The organism is Streptomyces sp. CG 926 (genome assembly GCF_003148825.1).
GTDB lineage: Bacteria > Actinomycetota > Actinomycetes > Streptomycetales > Streptomycetaceae > Streptomyces.
Map to the genome: position 1 here is coordinate 253,657 of NZ_QGGZ01000005.1, position 14,330 is coordinate 267,986.

Annotated in this window: 13 protein-coding genes; 5 read left to right on the forward strand and 8 right to left on the reverse strand. The window is 72.4% G+C overall.

The genetic code is table 11. The features are described from left to right. Positions 1–37: 37 nt before the first annotated feature. The gene (locus BCL76_RS15890; protein ID WP_109780133.1) at positions 38–736 is read right to left on the reverse strand and encodes a hypothetical protein; all 699 of its coding nucleotides are present in this window, start codon (positions 734–736) and stop codon (positions 38–40) included. Positions 737–880: 144 nt separating this feature from the next. After that, positions 881–1,807 carry a cyclase family protein gene (locus tag BCL76_RS15895; protein ID WP_109780134.1) on the reverse strand — a complete coding sequence of 309 codons (927 nt, stop codon included), beginning with the start codon at positions 1,805–1,807 and terminating at the stop codon, positions 881–883. Positions 1,808–1,927: 120 nt separating this feature from the next. On the opposite strand from BCL76_RS15895, the gene BCL76_RS15900 reads away from it, so the two are divergent. From BCL76_RS15900 to BCL76_RS15910, 3 genes are read left to right on the forward strand one after another with little or no spacing between them, the layout of a single operon-like run. After that, on the forward strand, positions 1,928–2,839 hold the full coding sequence (locus BCL76_RS15900; protein ID WP_109780135.1) for an SDR family NAD(P)-dependent oxidoreductase: 912 nt from the start codon (positions 1,928–1,930) through the stop codon (positions 2,837–2,839). 48 nt (positions 2,840–2,887) lie between these two features. Next, entirely contained in the window at positions 2,888–4,162 is a 1,275-nt protein-coding gene (locus BCL76_RS15905) for an acyl-CoA dehydrogenase family protein (protein WP_109780136.1), read from the forward strand. Further along, positions 4,159–5,226 (forward strand): Zn-dependent alcohol dehydrogenase, encoded by a 1,068-nt coding sequence (locus BCL76_RS15910; RefSeq protein WP_109780137.1) that lies wholly within the window; start codon positions 4,159–4,161, stop codon positions 5,224–5,226. Before BCL76_RS15905 ends, BCL76_RS15910 begins: the two co-directional genes overlap by 4 nt. A gap of 197 nt (positions 5,227–5,423) precedes the next feature. Here the strand turns inward: BCL76_RS15910 and BCL76_RS15915 are convergent, their stop codons facing one another. Together BCL76_RS15915 and BCL76_RS15920 are read right to left on the reverse strand one after the other, a co-directional pair. After that, positions 5,424–6,356 carry a D-alanyl-D-alanine carboxypeptidase family protein gene (locus BCL76_RS15915; RefSeq protein WP_109780320.1) on the reverse strand — a complete coding sequence of 311 codons (933 nt, stop codon included), beginning with the start codon at positions 6,354–6,356 and terminating at the stop codon, positions 5,424–5,426. Between the two features lie 172 nt (positions 6,357–6,528). Then, positions 6,529–7,146: a flavin reductase family protein gene (locus BCL76_RS15920; RefSeq protein WP_030761383.1), complete on the reverse strand. Its 618-nt coding sequence runs from the start codon at positions 7,144–7,146 to the stop codon at positions 6,529–6,531. Between the two features lie 162 nt (positions 7,147–7,308). On the opposite strand from BCL76_RS15920, the gene BCL76_RS15925 reads away from it, so the two are divergent. Continuing rightward, entirely contained in the window at positions 7,309–8,184 is an 876-nt protein-coding gene (locus BCL76_RS15925; RefSeq protein WP_146228382.1) for a hypothetical protein, read from the forward strand. Between the two features lie 253 nt (positions 8,185–8,437). Further along, complete coding sequence (locus BCL76_RS15930; protein ID WP_109780139.1) at positions 8,438–9,223, forward strand: VOC family protein; 786 nt, start codon at positions 8,438–8,440, stop codon at positions 9,221–9,223. A gap of 21 nt (positions 9,224–9,244) precedes the next feature. Here BCL76_RS15930 and BCL76_RS15935 read toward each other — a convergent pair whose 3' ends face one another. The 4 genes from BCL76_RS15935 to BCL76_RS15950 all read right to left on the reverse strand — a co-directional run bounded on the left by BCL76_RS15935 (position 9,245) and on the right by BCL76_RS15950 (position 14,308). After that, positions 9,245–10,048: an enoyl-CoA hydratase/isomerase family protein gene (locus tag BCL76_RS15935; RefSeq protein ID WP_109780140.1), complete on the reverse strand. Its 804-nt coding sequence runs from the start codon at positions 10,046–10,048 to the stop codon at positions 9,245–9,247. Positions 10,049–10,197: 149 nt separating this feature from the next. Further along, positions 10,198–12,432, reverse strand: a complete 2,235-nt coding sequence (locus tag BCL76_RS15940; RefSeq protein ID WP_109780141.1) for an acetate--CoA ligase family protein — start codon at positions 12,430–12,432, stop codon at positions 10,198–10,200. Positions 12,433–12,662: 230 nt separating this feature from the next. Beyond that, positions 12,663–13,109, reverse strand: coding sequence for an SCO4225 family membrane protein (locus BCL76_RS15945; RefSeq protein ID WP_109780142.1), 447 nt, complete (start codon positions 13,107–13,109; stop codon positions 12,663–12,665). After that, a complete protein-coding gene (locus tag BCL76_RS15950) occupies positions 13,106–14,308 on the reverse strand; it encodes a flavin-containing monooxygenase (protein ID WP_109780143.1) in 1,203 nt (400 codons plus the stop codon). Before BCL76_RS15950 ends, BCL76_RS15945 begins: the two co-directional genes overlap by 4 nt. Between the last annotated feature and the right edge of the window lie 22 nt (positions 14,309–14,330).

The following is a 14,330-nucleotide window of genomic DNA, read 5'->3' on the forward strand; positions in this document are numbered from 1 at the left end:
TACGCCACCGCCGCCCTGCTCCGGGCCGTCCGGCCGTCTAGCCGTCGGTGCAGATCACGTCGTACGGGCGGCCGATCGCGATGGTGAGCGAGATCGGGTCGGTGGTGCCGGAGGGGCACTCGGACTTCGTCTTGACGAGGCCGAGGACCTTCTGGGCGCCCGAGCCGCCGCAGGCGACCTCCTTGGCCTGCGAGGTCACGCAGTCGCCCTTGACCAGCTGGCCGCCGCCGGCGCCGGCGTCGCCCGGGTGGTCGCCGGACAGGTTGCGGCCGCAGACGGTGTTGGTGGGGATGCCGCTGCCCTTGCCGCCGTAGGAGATGCTCACGTCGATCATCAGGTCCGTGCCGGGCGGGCACTGGACCGCGTTCGGGAGGATGCTGGCCTCCTTGATGTCGATGGCCTTGAAGGTGGCCCCGGAGTCGGAGCAGCCCGCCCGCTTGTATCCGTCGGGGGCCTTGGACGGGTCGGGGCCGCCGCAGTCGCCGACCTTCCATGAACTGGAGGTGTCGGAGGAGGACTCGGGAGATCCCGGGTCCTTGGCGGTGGGCTTGGTGGACGGGGAGGCGGAGGGGGACGCCGTCGGCTTCCCGTCGTCGTCCTTACGGAGGGACTGCATGAGGAAGTAGCCGCCGATGATGACCACGGCGAGGACGATGACGGCGACGACGTTGCTGCCCGAGCGGCGCCTGGGGGCAGGCGGTGGCGGTGGCGGCGTTACCTGGTACGGGTTGGCCATGCGAGCTTCTTCTCCTGCGGGGAAGGTGGTGGGGACGGGGCGTGACGCGCGTACGGGGACGCGACATGTCCACCTCATGGTTCCACCGCGCACGGCTCGGGGGTGGCCGGGGTCCCGCGGTCCGGCGCCGCCTGTCCGTCGGGGTCAGAGGACGGCCACCGGGGCCACGGGGGTACCGGTGCCGCCCACGAAGGGTTCCGGCATCGCGGAGAGGAGGAACGCGTACCGGTTCTCTTCTGCACAGGCTGTGGACAACTTTTCGAGATTCCAGTTCTGACCTTGGTGCATGCCCATCTCGACCAGGTGGAGGGCATGGACCGGGAGCCACAGGTTCTCGATCTCCGGCGGGAAGATCTCGAAGGTCAGGGTGTCGTTCGCGACGGCCGCCACGTCCCGCGCGTGGAACCACTCGGGCGTGCGCACGGACAGCCCGGGCGAGGGGAAGCCGTAGCCGTGCTTGTCGCCCGCCAGGTAGGTCTGGATCTGGCCGGTGCGGACCAGGACGATGTCGCCGGGGCGGACGCTCACCCCGCCGAACTCCTCGGCCTCCGTGAGGTCCCCGGGGGTCACCGCGTGGTCGCCCGGCAGTCGGTCCAGCCCCTTGGCGCGGGCGACGTCGAGGAGCACCCCGCGCGAGACGATGTGGCCGGCCTTGTCGATGCCGCTGAACTCGGCGCGACCGTGCGCCGTGATGGTGCCGGCCGGGCGGCCGTTGTAGATCTTCCCCGAGTGCGAGACGTGGGTGAGGGCGTCCCAGTGGGTGCCCGCCTGCAGTCCCATGCTCACCGCGTCGTCGCTGCACGCCACGGTGCCGGGCCCGAACAGCTCCTGGTTGATCTGCACCATCGTGTGCAGCGGGTTGATCCGGCCGGGGATCATGCCGACCTGGACCCCGTCCTCCTTGAGCGGGAGCGCGAGCGGGATCCGGCGGCCGGTGCGGATCTCGGCCGCGGCGTCGCGGACCACCTCGTCGGTGATCAGGTTCAGGGTACCGATCTCGTCGGCGGCGCCCCAGCGTCCCCAGTTGTTGACGCGCTTGGCGATGTCGTGGAACTCGGCGGGCAGGGTCATGGGCGTCGACAGCTCCTTGCGTGGATGTGGCGGTTACGACGACAACGGGGGCTTGTGCAGGTGCATCTGACTACCCATAGAATCTAACGGTCCGTCAGAAATCATGGGAAGGGGCCGGACGTGGGGAACTTCTTGGCAGGCAAGGTCGTCGCCGTCACCGGCGCCGGCCGGGGCATCGGGCGGGCCGTGGCACTCGCCGCGGCCGCCGAGGGCGCCAAGGTCGTCGTCAACGACTACGGGGTCGGGATCGAGGGCGCGGAGCCCACCAGCGAGATCGCCGAGGCGGTGGTGAAGGAGATCGTCGCCCTCGGCGGGGAGGCCGTCGCCGTCGCCGACGACATCTCCACCATGGCGGGCGGCCAACGCCTCGTCGACACCGCGCTCGCGCGCTACGGCCGCATCGACGGCGTCGTGTGCGTGGCCGGCAACCTGCGCGAACGGATGCTGTTCAACATGGCCGAGGAGGAGTGGGACCCGGTCATCGCCACCCACCTCAAGGGCACCTTCACCGTCTTCCGCGCCGCCTCCGCCGTCATGCGCAGGCAGGGCTCGGGCACTCTGATCGGCTTCACCAGCGGCAACCACCAGGGCTCCGTCGCCCAGGCCAACTACAGCGCCGCCAAGGGCGGGATCATCTCCCTCGTCCGCTCCGCCGCGCTGGGCCTGGCCAAGTACGGGGTGACGGCCAACGCCGTCGCACCCGTCGCCCGGACCCGGATGTCCGCGAACGTCCCCATGGAACTCAAGGAGATCGGCGAGCCCGAGGACGTGGCGGCGCTGGTCACCTACCTGCTCAGCGACCGGGCCAAGGCCGAGGACATCACCGGGCAGGTCTACACGATCGCCGGCCCGAAGATCGCCGTCTGGGCGCAGCCGCGCGAGCTGCGCGCCGGATACGCCGAGGGTTCCTGGACGCCGGAGAAGATCGCCGACTTCCTCCCCGGCACGGTCGGCATCGACCCGATGCCGATGCTCGCGCAACTGGAGGCCATGGCCAAGGCGGCGGCCGCCAAGGACCGCCCCAACGCGTAGGACCGCCCCAACGCTCAGGACCGACCGGACAGGATCAGGGGGAGCGGCGTGGACTTCAGCTTCGGGGCCGAGGACGAGGAGCTGCGCGGGCACGCCCGGGCGTGGCTGTCGGAGCACCTCGTGGGCCCGTACGCGCAGGCCGTCGGTCTCGGCGGGCCGGGCAGCGAGCACGAAGGGGCCGAGGTGCGGCGCGCGTGGGAGCGCGAGCTCGGCCGGGGCGGCTGGATCGGGCAGGGCTGGGAGGCCGACGGGTGGGGCAACCGGCGGCTGTCCCTGACCGGCCAGGTGGTGTGGGCCGAGGAGTACGCGGCCCTGCGCGCGCCCGGTCGGGTCGGCCACATCGGCGAGAACCTCCTCGCCCCGACTCTCATCGCCCACGGGTCGCCCGAGCAGCAGGGCCGCTTCCTGCCCGGCATCGCGAGCGGCGAGGAACTGTGGTGTCAGGGCTACAGCGAGCCGGACGCCGGGTCCGACCTCGCGGGGATCCGGACGGCCGCGGTACGGGACCCGGCCGACGGGCTGTACCGGGTGACCGGCCAGAAGATCTGGACCTCGCTCGCCCACGACGCCGACTGGTGCTTCGTCCTGGCCCGTACCGAGCCCGGCTCGCGCCGCCACCGCGGGCTGTCCTTCCTGCTCGTACGCATGGACCAGCCCGGCCGCGTCGAGGTGCGGCCGATCCGGCAGATGTCGGGCACGAGCGAGTTCAACGAGGTGTTCTTCGACGGGGCGGTCGCGGCGGAGGTCGTCGGCGCCGAGGGCGACGGCTGGACCGTGGCCATGAGCCTGCTCGCCCTGGAGCGGGGGGTCTCGACCCTGGTCCAGCAGATCGGGTTCGCGGCGGAACTGGAGCGCGTACTGGCGTCGTACGCGGCGCGGGCCGCCTCGGGCGCCGGGGACCCCGCCCTGCGGGAGCGCCTCGTCCGCCAGTGGGCCGAGCTGCGCACGATGCGGTGGAACGCGCTGCGCACCCTCGGCGCCGCGGACGGCCCGAGCGGTGCGGGCGGCTCCGGCGGCCCGCGCGGCGCGGGTGGCGCGGGTGGCCCGCGCGATGCGGTGGACGTGGGCGCGCCCAGTGTGGCCAAGCTGCTGTGGGGCGGCTGGCACCGGCGACTCGGGGAGCTGGCGGTGGAGGTCCGCGGCGCGGCGGCCACGGCCGGGCCGGCGCTCTGGGCGCCCGGGGTCCCGTACGAGTACGGACTCGACGAGGAGCAGCGCCTGTTCCTGTTCACCCGTGCCGACACCATCTACGGCGGCTCGGACGAGATCCAGCGGAACATCATCGCCGAGCGCGTGCTCGGCCTGCCTAAGGAGCCCAGGTGAGAGGCGTCGTGTTCGACGGCAAGCAGGCCCAGGTGGTCGACGACCTGGAGATCCGGGACCCTGGGCCGGGGGAGGTGCTGGTCGCGATCGGGGCGGCCGGGCTGTGCCACAGCGACCTGTCGGTGATCGACGGGACGATCCCCTTCCCGCCGCCGGTGGTGCTCGGGCACGAGGGCGCCGGGATCGTGGAAGCGGTGGGCCCGGGCGTCACCCACGTGGTGCCCGGCGATCACGTGGCTCTGTCCACGCTCGCGAACTGCGGGGCGTGCGCGGACTGCGACCGGGGCCGGCCGACGATGTGCCGCAAGGCGATCGGGATGCCGGGACAGCCCTTCTCCCGGGGCGGGAAGCCGCTGTTCCAGTTCGCCTCCAACTCCGCCTTCGCCGAGCGCACGATCGTCAAGGCCGTGCAGGCCGTGAAGATCCCGGCCGACATCCCGCTGACCTCGGCGGCGCTGATCGGCTGCGGGGTCCTCACGGGCGTGGGCGCGGTGCTGAACCGGGCGCGTGTGGACCGCGGTGAGAGCGTGCTCGTCATCGGCACCGGCGGCATCGGGCTGAACGTCCTGCAAGGGGCCCGGATCGCGGGCGCCACGACGATCGTGGCGGTGGACGCGAACCCGGCGAAGGAGGCGGTGGCCCGGCAGTTCGGCGCCACCCACTTCATCGACGCTTCCGCGGTGGCCGACTCGTCGGCGGCGGTCCGCGAGATCCTGCCGACCGGCGCCGACCACGCCTTCGAGTGCGTGGGCAACGTCAAGCTGATCCGCCAGGCGATCGACCTCCTCGACCGGCACGGGCAGGCGGTCCTGCTCGGCGTGCCGGGCTTCAAGAAGGAGGCCTCGTTCCTCGTGTCGTCCATGTACCTGGACAAGACGATCATGGGTTGCCGGTACGGGTCCTCGCGCCCGCAGCGCGACATCGCGCTCTACGCCGAGCTCTACCGGCAGGGCAGGCTGCTCCTGGACGAGCTGGTGACGGAGGTCTACCCGGTCGAGGACTTCGCCAAGGCCGTGGACGACGCCCACCACGGGCGGGTGGCGCGCGGGGTGCTCACCTTCTGACCTGCCCGCGCAAACGGCTCGGCTCCCCCGCCGACGGGATCGAACCCGTCGGCGGAGGAGCCGTGAACATCGACCGGGGGACCGGGGGACCGGGGGACCGGGGGACCGGGCGACCGGGCGAACGCGCGAACGCGCGACCCTCGGTCGGGTCGATCGGTCAGCTGATCAGCCGATCAGCCGATCAGCAGGTCGCACGATCAGTCGAGGACGTCCGGGATCGGGTCGGTGTTGCCGCGCTGCAGCGCCGCCCCGGAGCCCGCGGTCGAACCGAGCGCCCAGTCCATGAGCTTCATCGCGTCCGCGTAGCGCTCCTCGTCGTTCAGCAGGACACCGATGACGGTCTTGCCGTTACGGGTCGCCGAGTAGACGAGGCACTTGCCCGCGGCGGTGCCGGTGCCGGTCTTGACACCGGTCGCACCCGGGTACGCGTAGCCGGTGGGGCGCTCGCGGATCAGCAGGTTGCTGTTGCCCCACGTGGCGTCGGTCGAGGTGCCGCCCGTGCTGTAGGTCGTCGCCGCCACGATCTTCGGGAAGGCGACGCCCGACATGGCGTACTTGGTGAGCTTCGCCATGTCGCGGGCGGTGGTGAGGTTGTTGCCGGTCGGCGAGATGCCGTCGAAGGAGTCGTAGACGGTCTTGGTCATGCCCAGCGCCTTCGCCTTGGCGTTCATCTGCGCGATGAAGTCCGCCGTGCGGGCCTGGGTGGTCGCGCCCTTGCCGAAGGTGTCGGCGAGCGCGTAGGCCGCGTCGCAGCCCGACGGGAGCATCAGGCCGTAGAGCAGCTGGCGGACCGTCGGGGTGGAACCCACCTTCAGGTGGGCCGAGCTGGCGCCCTCGCGGACGACGTAGTCCGCGTACTCCTGCTTGATGGTGACCTTCTGGTCGTAGTTCAGGTTGGCCGTACGCATCACGACCTGAGCGGTCATGATCTTCGTGGTGCTCGCCATCTGACGCTGGGTGTCGGCGTCCTTGCTGGTGAGCGTGGCCCCGCTGGTGCCGTCGATCAGGATCGCGCCGGCGGCGGTGACGGGAGGCGCGGCGACCGGGGCCGCCGACGAGGTCGGCGAAGCGGCCACCAGGAAGGCCCCCGTGGCGACCGTGACGGCGATGGCGCCGCGCGTGCGGCGCATCAGGTTGAGTATCAAATCGAATCCCCGCGTATCAGAAGAAGTCCGACGGGGTCGGAACGCCTGAGTGGTCCGCCCCCATGGGGAGCTTACGCAGCGGATCCGACACCCGGATCTCGAAGTGCCCTGGCGGGGGCGGCGAGTCGAGCGTTCGGCCTGCTCGCCGGGGGCGCCGTCAGTCGGCGAGGCGTCCGAAGCGGCCCTTGTGGAAGAGGAGCGGTTCGCCCTCGCCGGCTGCACCCATGGCCACCACGCGGCCCACCACGATGAGGTGGTCCCCACCGGTGTGGACGGCCTGGATCCGGCAGTCGATCCAGGCGGGCACGGCGTCGAGCTGCGGTGATCCTGTGACGGGGGCGGGGGTGTGGGTCACCCCGGCGAACTTGTCGGCGCCGCTGACGGCGAAGGACCGGCACAGCTCACCCTGTTCGGCGCCGAGGATGTTCACGCAGAACACCCCGGCGCGGGCGATCCGCGGCCAGGTCGTCGACGTACGGGCCACCATGAAGGTGACCAGGGGCGGGTCGAGGGACAGCGAGGCGAAGGACTGGCAGGCGAAGCCGGCCGGGCCCTCCTCGGCCTCGCCGGGCGGCGCGGTGATGACGGTGACCCCGCTGGCGAAGTTCCCCAGGACGGCCCGGAACTCGGCGGGGGACACCGGCGCGCGCTCGTCCTCGCCGACGGCCCTCAGGTCGGGACGCGGCAGGGCGTCGACGGACTCGGGTTCCCGCTGCGCCGAGGCGGAGGTGGGGGAGCCGACTGACCTGAGGTATCGGACGACGGTGGCCGCCATCCCTGCATGTCCCATCACACCGACGATTGAAGCTGACGGTTCGTCAGATAGGAAGGGGTGAGGGGGTGGACGCGTTATTTGAACATGTTCAGGATGTGTGTAGAGTCCCGACCCAAGAGTCTTGAACGCGTTCAGATGGGGTGGGTGGGCAGAATGGTGCAGGTGACACAGCCGATGCCACGGGCGGCGAACCGCGGCTGGTGGGCGTCGGCGCCCGGCGCGGAAGGGGTCTTCGCCGGGCAGCTGCTGATCGGACTGGCCCTGATGGTCGTGTGGTCCGATCCCGACGACGGCTTCGAACTCACCACCCGGGGGAACGACCTGTTCATCCTCGTCGTCTCGGGAGCCGTGGCGATCCCCGCGCTGCTGCTGGTGATCGCCATCGTGCACTCCTTCGTCTTCACCCGCCCGGCCCTCGCCCTGGCCCGCAGGACGGGCGAGGTCGCCGCCGCACCCGCCTGGCTCCTCGGCGTGTCGACGGCCTGCGCCCTGCTCCTGCACCTCTCGGGGTTCTCGTTCCTCGACTCCCTGGTCTGGATCGCGGGCGTCGGCGTACTCCCCCTGCTGGTGGCGGGCCTGGCGCTGCGCACCACCCGATCGTGCGGCTTCGTCGCGACCGTGGCGTACGCCGTCTCCGGCGCGCTCGCGCTGACCGCCCTGATCGGCGTGCCGTTGCTGACCGACGGGACGTCGACCCACGGCTACGGGCTGCCGGGCGGGCTGCGGCAGCCGGCCTACACCGGCACCTGGAGCGGTGTGGGCGGCGGGACGGTCCTGCTCCGGGAGGGCGGCGAACTCACCGTCGAGGACATCCCGGTCGGCCGACCCGACGGCTCCGCGGCGCATTGCACCGCCTCGGGCACCTGGCGGGAACGGCCGGCCGACCCGGTCCTGGACCGGCGGGCCGGGGTGGACATGACCGTCGACGGCTGCCCCGGCTGGGAGCCGCAGTGGCAGGAGGACCGGTCCGGGGTCCGCCCCGAGCTCCACCCCGTCGGCAACCCGGGCGCCGGTTCCATGCGCCCCATGTGGCGCTGAGGCCCGCCGGACGTCCTGGTCTCCCGCCGGTCCTGCCGGTCCCGCCGGTCCCGCCGATCCCTCTGATCCCGCCGGTCCTGCCGGTCCTGCCGGTCCCGCCGGTCCCCTTCATCCCCCGACCGTCGTGCCGCGCCTCCCGTACACCCACACGGGTGAAACCCCCGGCCTCCGTGGGTCCGTACGCCAGGGCGCGGGTGGAGGCTCGGCATCGTGGCAGCGACCTCGTACCGCCGCCGTACCCCGGGAGGACCCCATGCTCGGCACCGACTTCACCACCGGATCACCCAACTGGCTCGACCTCGGAAGCCCCGACACCGGGGCGGCCGCCGAGTTCTACAACGCCGTCCTCGGCTGGGAGTTCGTCTCCGCCGGACCCGAGGCGGGCGGGTACGGGTTCTTCCAGGTGGACGGCAAGACCGTCGCCGCGCTCGGGCCGCTCACCGAGGAGGGGGCTACGTCCGCCTGGATGCAGCACTTCATGAGCCCCGACGTCCAGGCGACGGCGAAGGCCGTCACCGCCGCGGGCGGCACGGTCCGGATGGCGCCCATGGACGTCATGGGAGAGGGCTGGCTCGCCCAGTTCACCGACCCGCAGGGCGCCCAGTTCGCCTGCTGGCAGCCGGGGAAGACCGCCGGACTCCAGCTGACCTCCGCCGAGGGCGCACTGCTGTGGACCGAGCTCCACGTGCCGGACCCCGTCGCCGTCATCGCCTTCTACGCAGGCCTGTTCGGCTGGCGCAGCGCCGAGATGCCCGCCCCCGGGATGATGTACCGGGTACTGAGCACCGCCGACGGCGACCAGCAGGACGCCTCCTTCGGCGGGGTCGCCCCCTTGATGGGCGCGGGCGAGGACGAGCGGGCGCGCTGGGTGCCGTACTTCATGGCATCGGACGTCGACGCGACCGTCGCGGCGGCCAGGGCGAACGGCGGATCGGTGATCATGCCGCCCACCGACCTCCCGGAGGTCGGGCGGATGGCATGGCTCGCCGACCCGGCCGGAGCGGTGTTCGCGTTGCTCAAGCCCGACCCGCAGATGTAGCCGGCGGTCAGCAGTCAGCAGTCAGCGGCCGAGGTACTTGGGCGTGCGGCGCTCCACGAAGCTCGCCACACCCTCGTTCGCGTCGGCGGTGGTCATGTTGATCTCCTGAGCGGTGGCCTCGGCGGCGAGCGCGGCCGCCCGGTCGCCGTCCAAGGAGGCGTTGACCAGCTGCTTGGTCATGGCCAGCGCCCGGGTGGGCCCCTGGGCGAGCCGCTCGGCCCACTCCCGGGCCGTCGCCTCCAGCTCCTCGGCCGGAACCACCCGGTTGACCAGGCCCAGGCGCTCGGCCTCGGCGGCCGGGACGGCGTCACCGAAGAACATCAGCTCCTTGGCCTTCTGCGGGCCGATCAGCCGGGGCAGCAGATACGCGCCCCCGCCGTCGGGGACCAGGCCGCGGCGCACGAACACCTCGATGAAACGCGCCGGTTCGGCGGCGATCACGAGGTCGCAGGCGAGGGCGAGGTGCGCGCCGATACCGGCGGCCGTGCCGTTGACGGCGGCGAGGACGGGCTTCTCGCAGTCGAGCACGGCGGTGATCAGGCGCTGCGCGCCGAGCCGGATCATCCGGGCGACGTCCCCGGCGACGCGCTCGCCGGCGGGGGCGCTCCCGCCTCGCAGGTCGGCGCCCGCGCAGAAGCCCTTGCCGGTGGCGGTGAGGACGACCGCGCGGACCGCGGGGTCGGCGGAGGCCTCGCCGAGCAGCGCGATGACGCGTTCGCGCTGGTCCCAGGTGACGGCGTTCATCGCCTCGGGGCGGTTGAGGGTGATCCAGGCGACGCCGTTGTCGATGCGGTGGAGGACGGTGTCCTCGGGGGCGGTGGCCAAGGGGAGCTCCCGTTCGGAGGTGGTCGGGTGCGGTGGGTGTGGCGCGTGCGGCGCCGTTGCGGGGGCGCCGCCCCCGAGCCCCGCGCCTCGAACGATGGCGAGGCGCGGGTCCGGGCGGAGCCCGGCAACGGCGGCGGCGCCCACCGGGGTCAGCGGCAGATGGCCAGGGCGTCCAGGGCCACCGCGCCCTGGCCCCGCGGGAGCACCATCAGCGGGTTGATGTCCAGCTCGGACAGCTCGTCGCCCAGTTCCAGCGCCATCCGCTGGATGCGGAGCACGACCTCCACCAGGGCGTCCACATCGGCCGGGGGTGCCCCCCGTACCCCCTCCAGCAGCGCGTGCCCGCGCAGCTCCCGCAGCATCGCCCGCGCCTGGTCCTCGCCGAAGGGCGGCACGCGGACCGCCGCGTCGTGCAGGACCTCCACCAGGACCCCGCCCAGCCCGACGGTGACGGTCGGGCCGAAGAGGTCGTCCTGGGTCACCCCGACGACCATCTCCACGCCCCGCTCCACCATCTGGCAGACCAGGATCCCGTCGAGCGGCACGTTCTCGTAGCGCGCGATGTCGGTGAGCTCCCGGTACGCGTCGCGGATCTGGCTCGCCGAGGTGAGGCCGATCTTCACGAGGCCGAGCTCCGTCTTGTGGCCCAGCTGCGGGCCCGAGGCCTTCATCACCACCGGGTAGCCGACCAGCCCGGCCGCGCGGACCGCCGCCGCCGCGCTGGTCACCAGCTGCTCGCGGGGGACCCGGATCCCGTAGGCGCGCAGGAGCTGCTTCGCCGCGTGCTCGCTGAGCTGTTGCGACGGCCGCATGAGGGCCTGCGCCTTGCGGTACGAGGGCGAGGGCGTGCGCGGCGCGTCCTCGAAGGGGGAGCGGTACCCGGCGGTGAAGCGGTGGTGGTCGAGGTAGGCGCGGACCGCGGTGATGCAGTTGCCGAAGGTACGGAAGGTGGCCACGCGGGAGGAGCCGAGGAGAGTGGTGCGGTAGGCGTCCTCGGTGCCGACGGGGGAGCCCCAGATCACGCAGATCAACTTGTCGCTCTGCTCGGCGGCGTCCACCAGGTCCTGGGCGAGCTTGTCGCTCATGGGCGGGAAGGGGCCGGTGATCGGGCAGATCAGGACGCCCACGGACGGGTCGGCCAGGATCGCGTCGATGATCTTGCGGCCGCGCCAGTCGCCGACCGGGTGGCCGCCGTTGTCGACGGGGTTGGCGACGTTCAGGTAGCCGGGTATCCACTGGTGGAGTTCGTCCTGCTTGGCCTGCGAGAGGGTCGGCAGGGTCAGGCCGGCCTCGGTGGCCAGGTCGGAGAAGTGGGCCCCGGTGCCGCCGGAGATGGAGTAGACGACGACCCCGTCGGCCTTCGGCTTACGCGCCCGGGCGAGCAGGGCCGCGGTGTCCTGGAGCTCGTCGAGGCCGTCGACGCGGATGACGCCGAACTGCCGCATGGCGGCGTCCACGACGGTGTCGGCGCCGGTCAGCTTCCCGGTGTGAGAGGCGGCCATGCGCGCGCCGGTCTCGGTGCGGCCGACCTTGACGGCGACGACGGGGACCCCGTTGCGCGCGGCCCGGTCGGCGGCGAGCAGGAAGGACCGGCCGTCCTTGAGGCCCTCCACGTAGCAGGCGATGGCCCCGACCTCGGGCTGCTCGGCGAAGTAGGAGATGAAGTCGGAGGTCTCCAGGTCCGCCTCGTTGCCGGTGGGCGCCCAGTGCGAGAGGCGGATGCCCAGCTCCTGGAGGGTGTAGACGGGTCGGCCCTGGTGGCCGGACTGGGTGATCAGGGCGATCGCCGGGCCGTCGAGGTCCTCGCGGAACTTCTCGAAGGCGTTGAGGTTGGTGTTGGGGCCCAGCAGGCGCAGCCCGGAGTCCCGGACGGCGGCACCGAGCCGCTCCTGGGCGGCGGCGCCGGCGTCACCGGTCTCGGCGAAGCCGGAGGCGAAGGCGACCGCGAACCTGACCTTGGTCTCGGCCAGTTCCTCGATGACGGGGAGCGGGTCGGCGACGAGGAGGACGGCGAGGTCCACCTGTTCGGGCAGGTCGGCCACGGAGGCGTGGCAGGTCAGCCCGAAGACGGTGGGGCGGGTGGGGTGCACGGGGTGGATCCGGGCGCCGACGCGCTCCGCCCAGGCGATGAGCTGGCGGGTGATGCCGGTGTTCGGTCGGCCCTCCGCGTCGGAGGCGCCGATGACGGCCACGGATTCGGGCCGGAAGAACCGGTCCAGGTCGGGCACGTCCGCGTGCAGCGGGCGTCCGCTGACGTCCAGGGGGGCCGCGTCGTCGGCGGACGGGGCCGCCGACGAGTGGACGGCGGTCCTGGGCGACTCCCCGCAGGCCTCGACACGTGCGCGGAAGTCGGTGGTGAGGGTGCCGTGAGTAGATCCAAGCATCGTTGCCGCCCACTCCTGCTCGATGAACCTCGATGGAACTCGATAACTGACGTGTAGTCAGATTACTGAACTGACGTGCCGTCAGGAACAGGGCTGCGCAGGAAAGGTGTGGAGGTGGTGTGGTGAATGGTGAATTGAACGGTGACAGATACGGCGGGTACCGGTCCAGGGCGCGATTCGGCCGACCCGGAGGGGCGGACCGGTGGGCGCTGGGCGGTGGGCTCCGTGCCTCAGGCGTGCCAGAGCGCGAACAGGCCGGAGAAGAAGGCCACGGTGAACATCGGAACCCACCACGACGCGGAGCCCGCCTCCCGCGCCGAGCGCGACCAGCGGGCCAGCAGTCGGGCGTTCAGCAGGCCGGCGGTCAGGCAGTACAGCACCCAGAGCGGCTCGAACAGCCAGGCGGGAGATTCGAAGTAGATGTTGTAGCCGAACAGCCAGGTGTCGACCTGGGTGACGACGAGGAAGAGGTGCAGGACGAGGAGCCAGGGCAGGGTGAGCACCACGGCGATGTTGCGTGCCAGTGGTCCGTTCTCGCCGAGGCCGATGCCACCGGTCATGGCCCACACCGCGCACACCGCGAGCAGGACCAGGTACCCGCGGGACAGCGGCTCGCTCCACGCCGTCAGGGCGGCCTCCCGGATCCGGGCCGGAAGGCTTCTGCCGGGCGGCTTCACGCGGCACCCGCACGGGACCGGCGGGCGACCGCCTTGGCGATCTTCTCCGCGTCCATCGCCATCTCCCGGAACATGCCGCTGATGGGGTTCGAGAAGCCGGTGAAGTACAGGCCGCGGGCCTGCTCGGGGGAGCGGGCGCCGTGCGTCCGGGGGCGGCCGCGCTCGTCGAGCACCCCCAGGTGGCCGACCAGCCCTTCCAGGGCCCGGCGGTAGCCGGTCGCCGCGATCACCGCGTCCGGGGTGATCCGCGAGCCGTCCGCGAGCACCACCTCGGCGCCTTCGAAGGCCTCGACGGCCGCCACCGGTTCCACCGTGCCGCTGCGGACCGCGTCGATCAGACCGACGTCCTGAACCGGTATCGACCCTTGCTTGACCCTGCTGTAGAGGCCGGTGGTCGGACGCGGAAGCCCGTACGCCGACAGGTCCGGTACGGAAGCCTTCGCGACGAGCGCGCCCAGCCGGTCCACGAGCCGCGCGGGCAGCCGGCGTACGAGGATCCCGCTGCGCTGGGCCGGCCAGCCGGCGGTGGAGCGGCGCATGATGTGCGGCGCGGTGCGCACGGCGAGCCGCACCCGCGCCGCGCCGCCCTCGACGAGGTCGACGGCTATCTCGGCGCCGGTGTTGCCGACACCGACGACGAGGACGTCCTGGCCGGCGTACGGCTGGGGGTTGCGGTATTCGCGGGCGTGCAGCAGTCGGCCCTCGTACGTGTCCCGGCCCGGCCAGTCGGGGAGTGCAGGGGTGTGGTTGAAGCCGGTGGCGACGACCACGGCCGCGGCCGACAGCTCGCGGCCGCCGCTGGCGTGCAGGATCCAGCCGCCCTCGCCCTCGGCCTCGCCCTGGCCCTCGGGCGCTGGTTCGATCCGGGTCACCTCCACACCGGTGACCAGCTCCAGCTCGTGGAACTCGGCGTACTTCTCCAGGTAGCGCACGACGTCGTCGCGGGAGACCCAGCGCCCGAAGCGGCGTGGCATGGCCAGACCCGGGAGGGCGGAGAGCCGGCGCGTGGTGTGCAGGCGCAGCCGGTCGTAGTGCCGCCGCCAGGATGCGCCGACCCCGTCGGACTTCTCGACGACCACCGCGCGGACCCCGCGGGCGCGCAGTGCGGCGGCCACGGCGAGGCCGCCGGGGCCGGCCCCGATCACGTACACGGGGCGGGGCTGGGTGGTCATGTCGGGTGCTGTGGGGTCTCCGGGCATGAGGTGTGATCGTATCGCCACG

Coding starts and splice junctions, on each gene's coding strand:
- BCL76_RS15890 (WP_109780133.1), bottom strand. CDS start 736: ATGGCCAACCCGTACCAGGTAACGCCGCCACCGCCACCGCCTGCCCCC.
- BCL76_RS15895 (WP_109780134.1), bottom strand. CDS start 1,807: ATGACCCTGCCCGCCGAGTTCCACGACATCGCCAAGCGCGTCAACAAC.
- BCL76_RS15915 (WP_109780320.1), bottom strand. CDS start 6,356: ATGCGCCGCACGCGCGGCGCCATCGCCGTCACGGTCGCCACGGGGGCC.
- BCL76_RS15920 (WP_030761383.1), bottom strand. CDS start 7,146: ATGGCGGCCACCGTCGTCCGATACCTCAGGTCAGTCGGCTCCCCCACC.
- BCL76_RS15930 (WP_109780139.1), top strand. CDS start 8,438: ATGCTCGGCACCGACTTCACCACCGGATCACCCAACTGGCTCGACCTC.
- BCL76_RS15940 (WP_109780141.1), bottom strand. CDS start 12,432: ATGCTTGGATCTACTCACGGCACCCTCACCACCGACTTCCGCGCACGT.
- BCL76_RS15950 (WP_109780143.1), bottom strand. CDS start 14,308: ATGCCCGGAGACCCCACAGCACCCGACATGACCACCCAGCCCCGCCCC.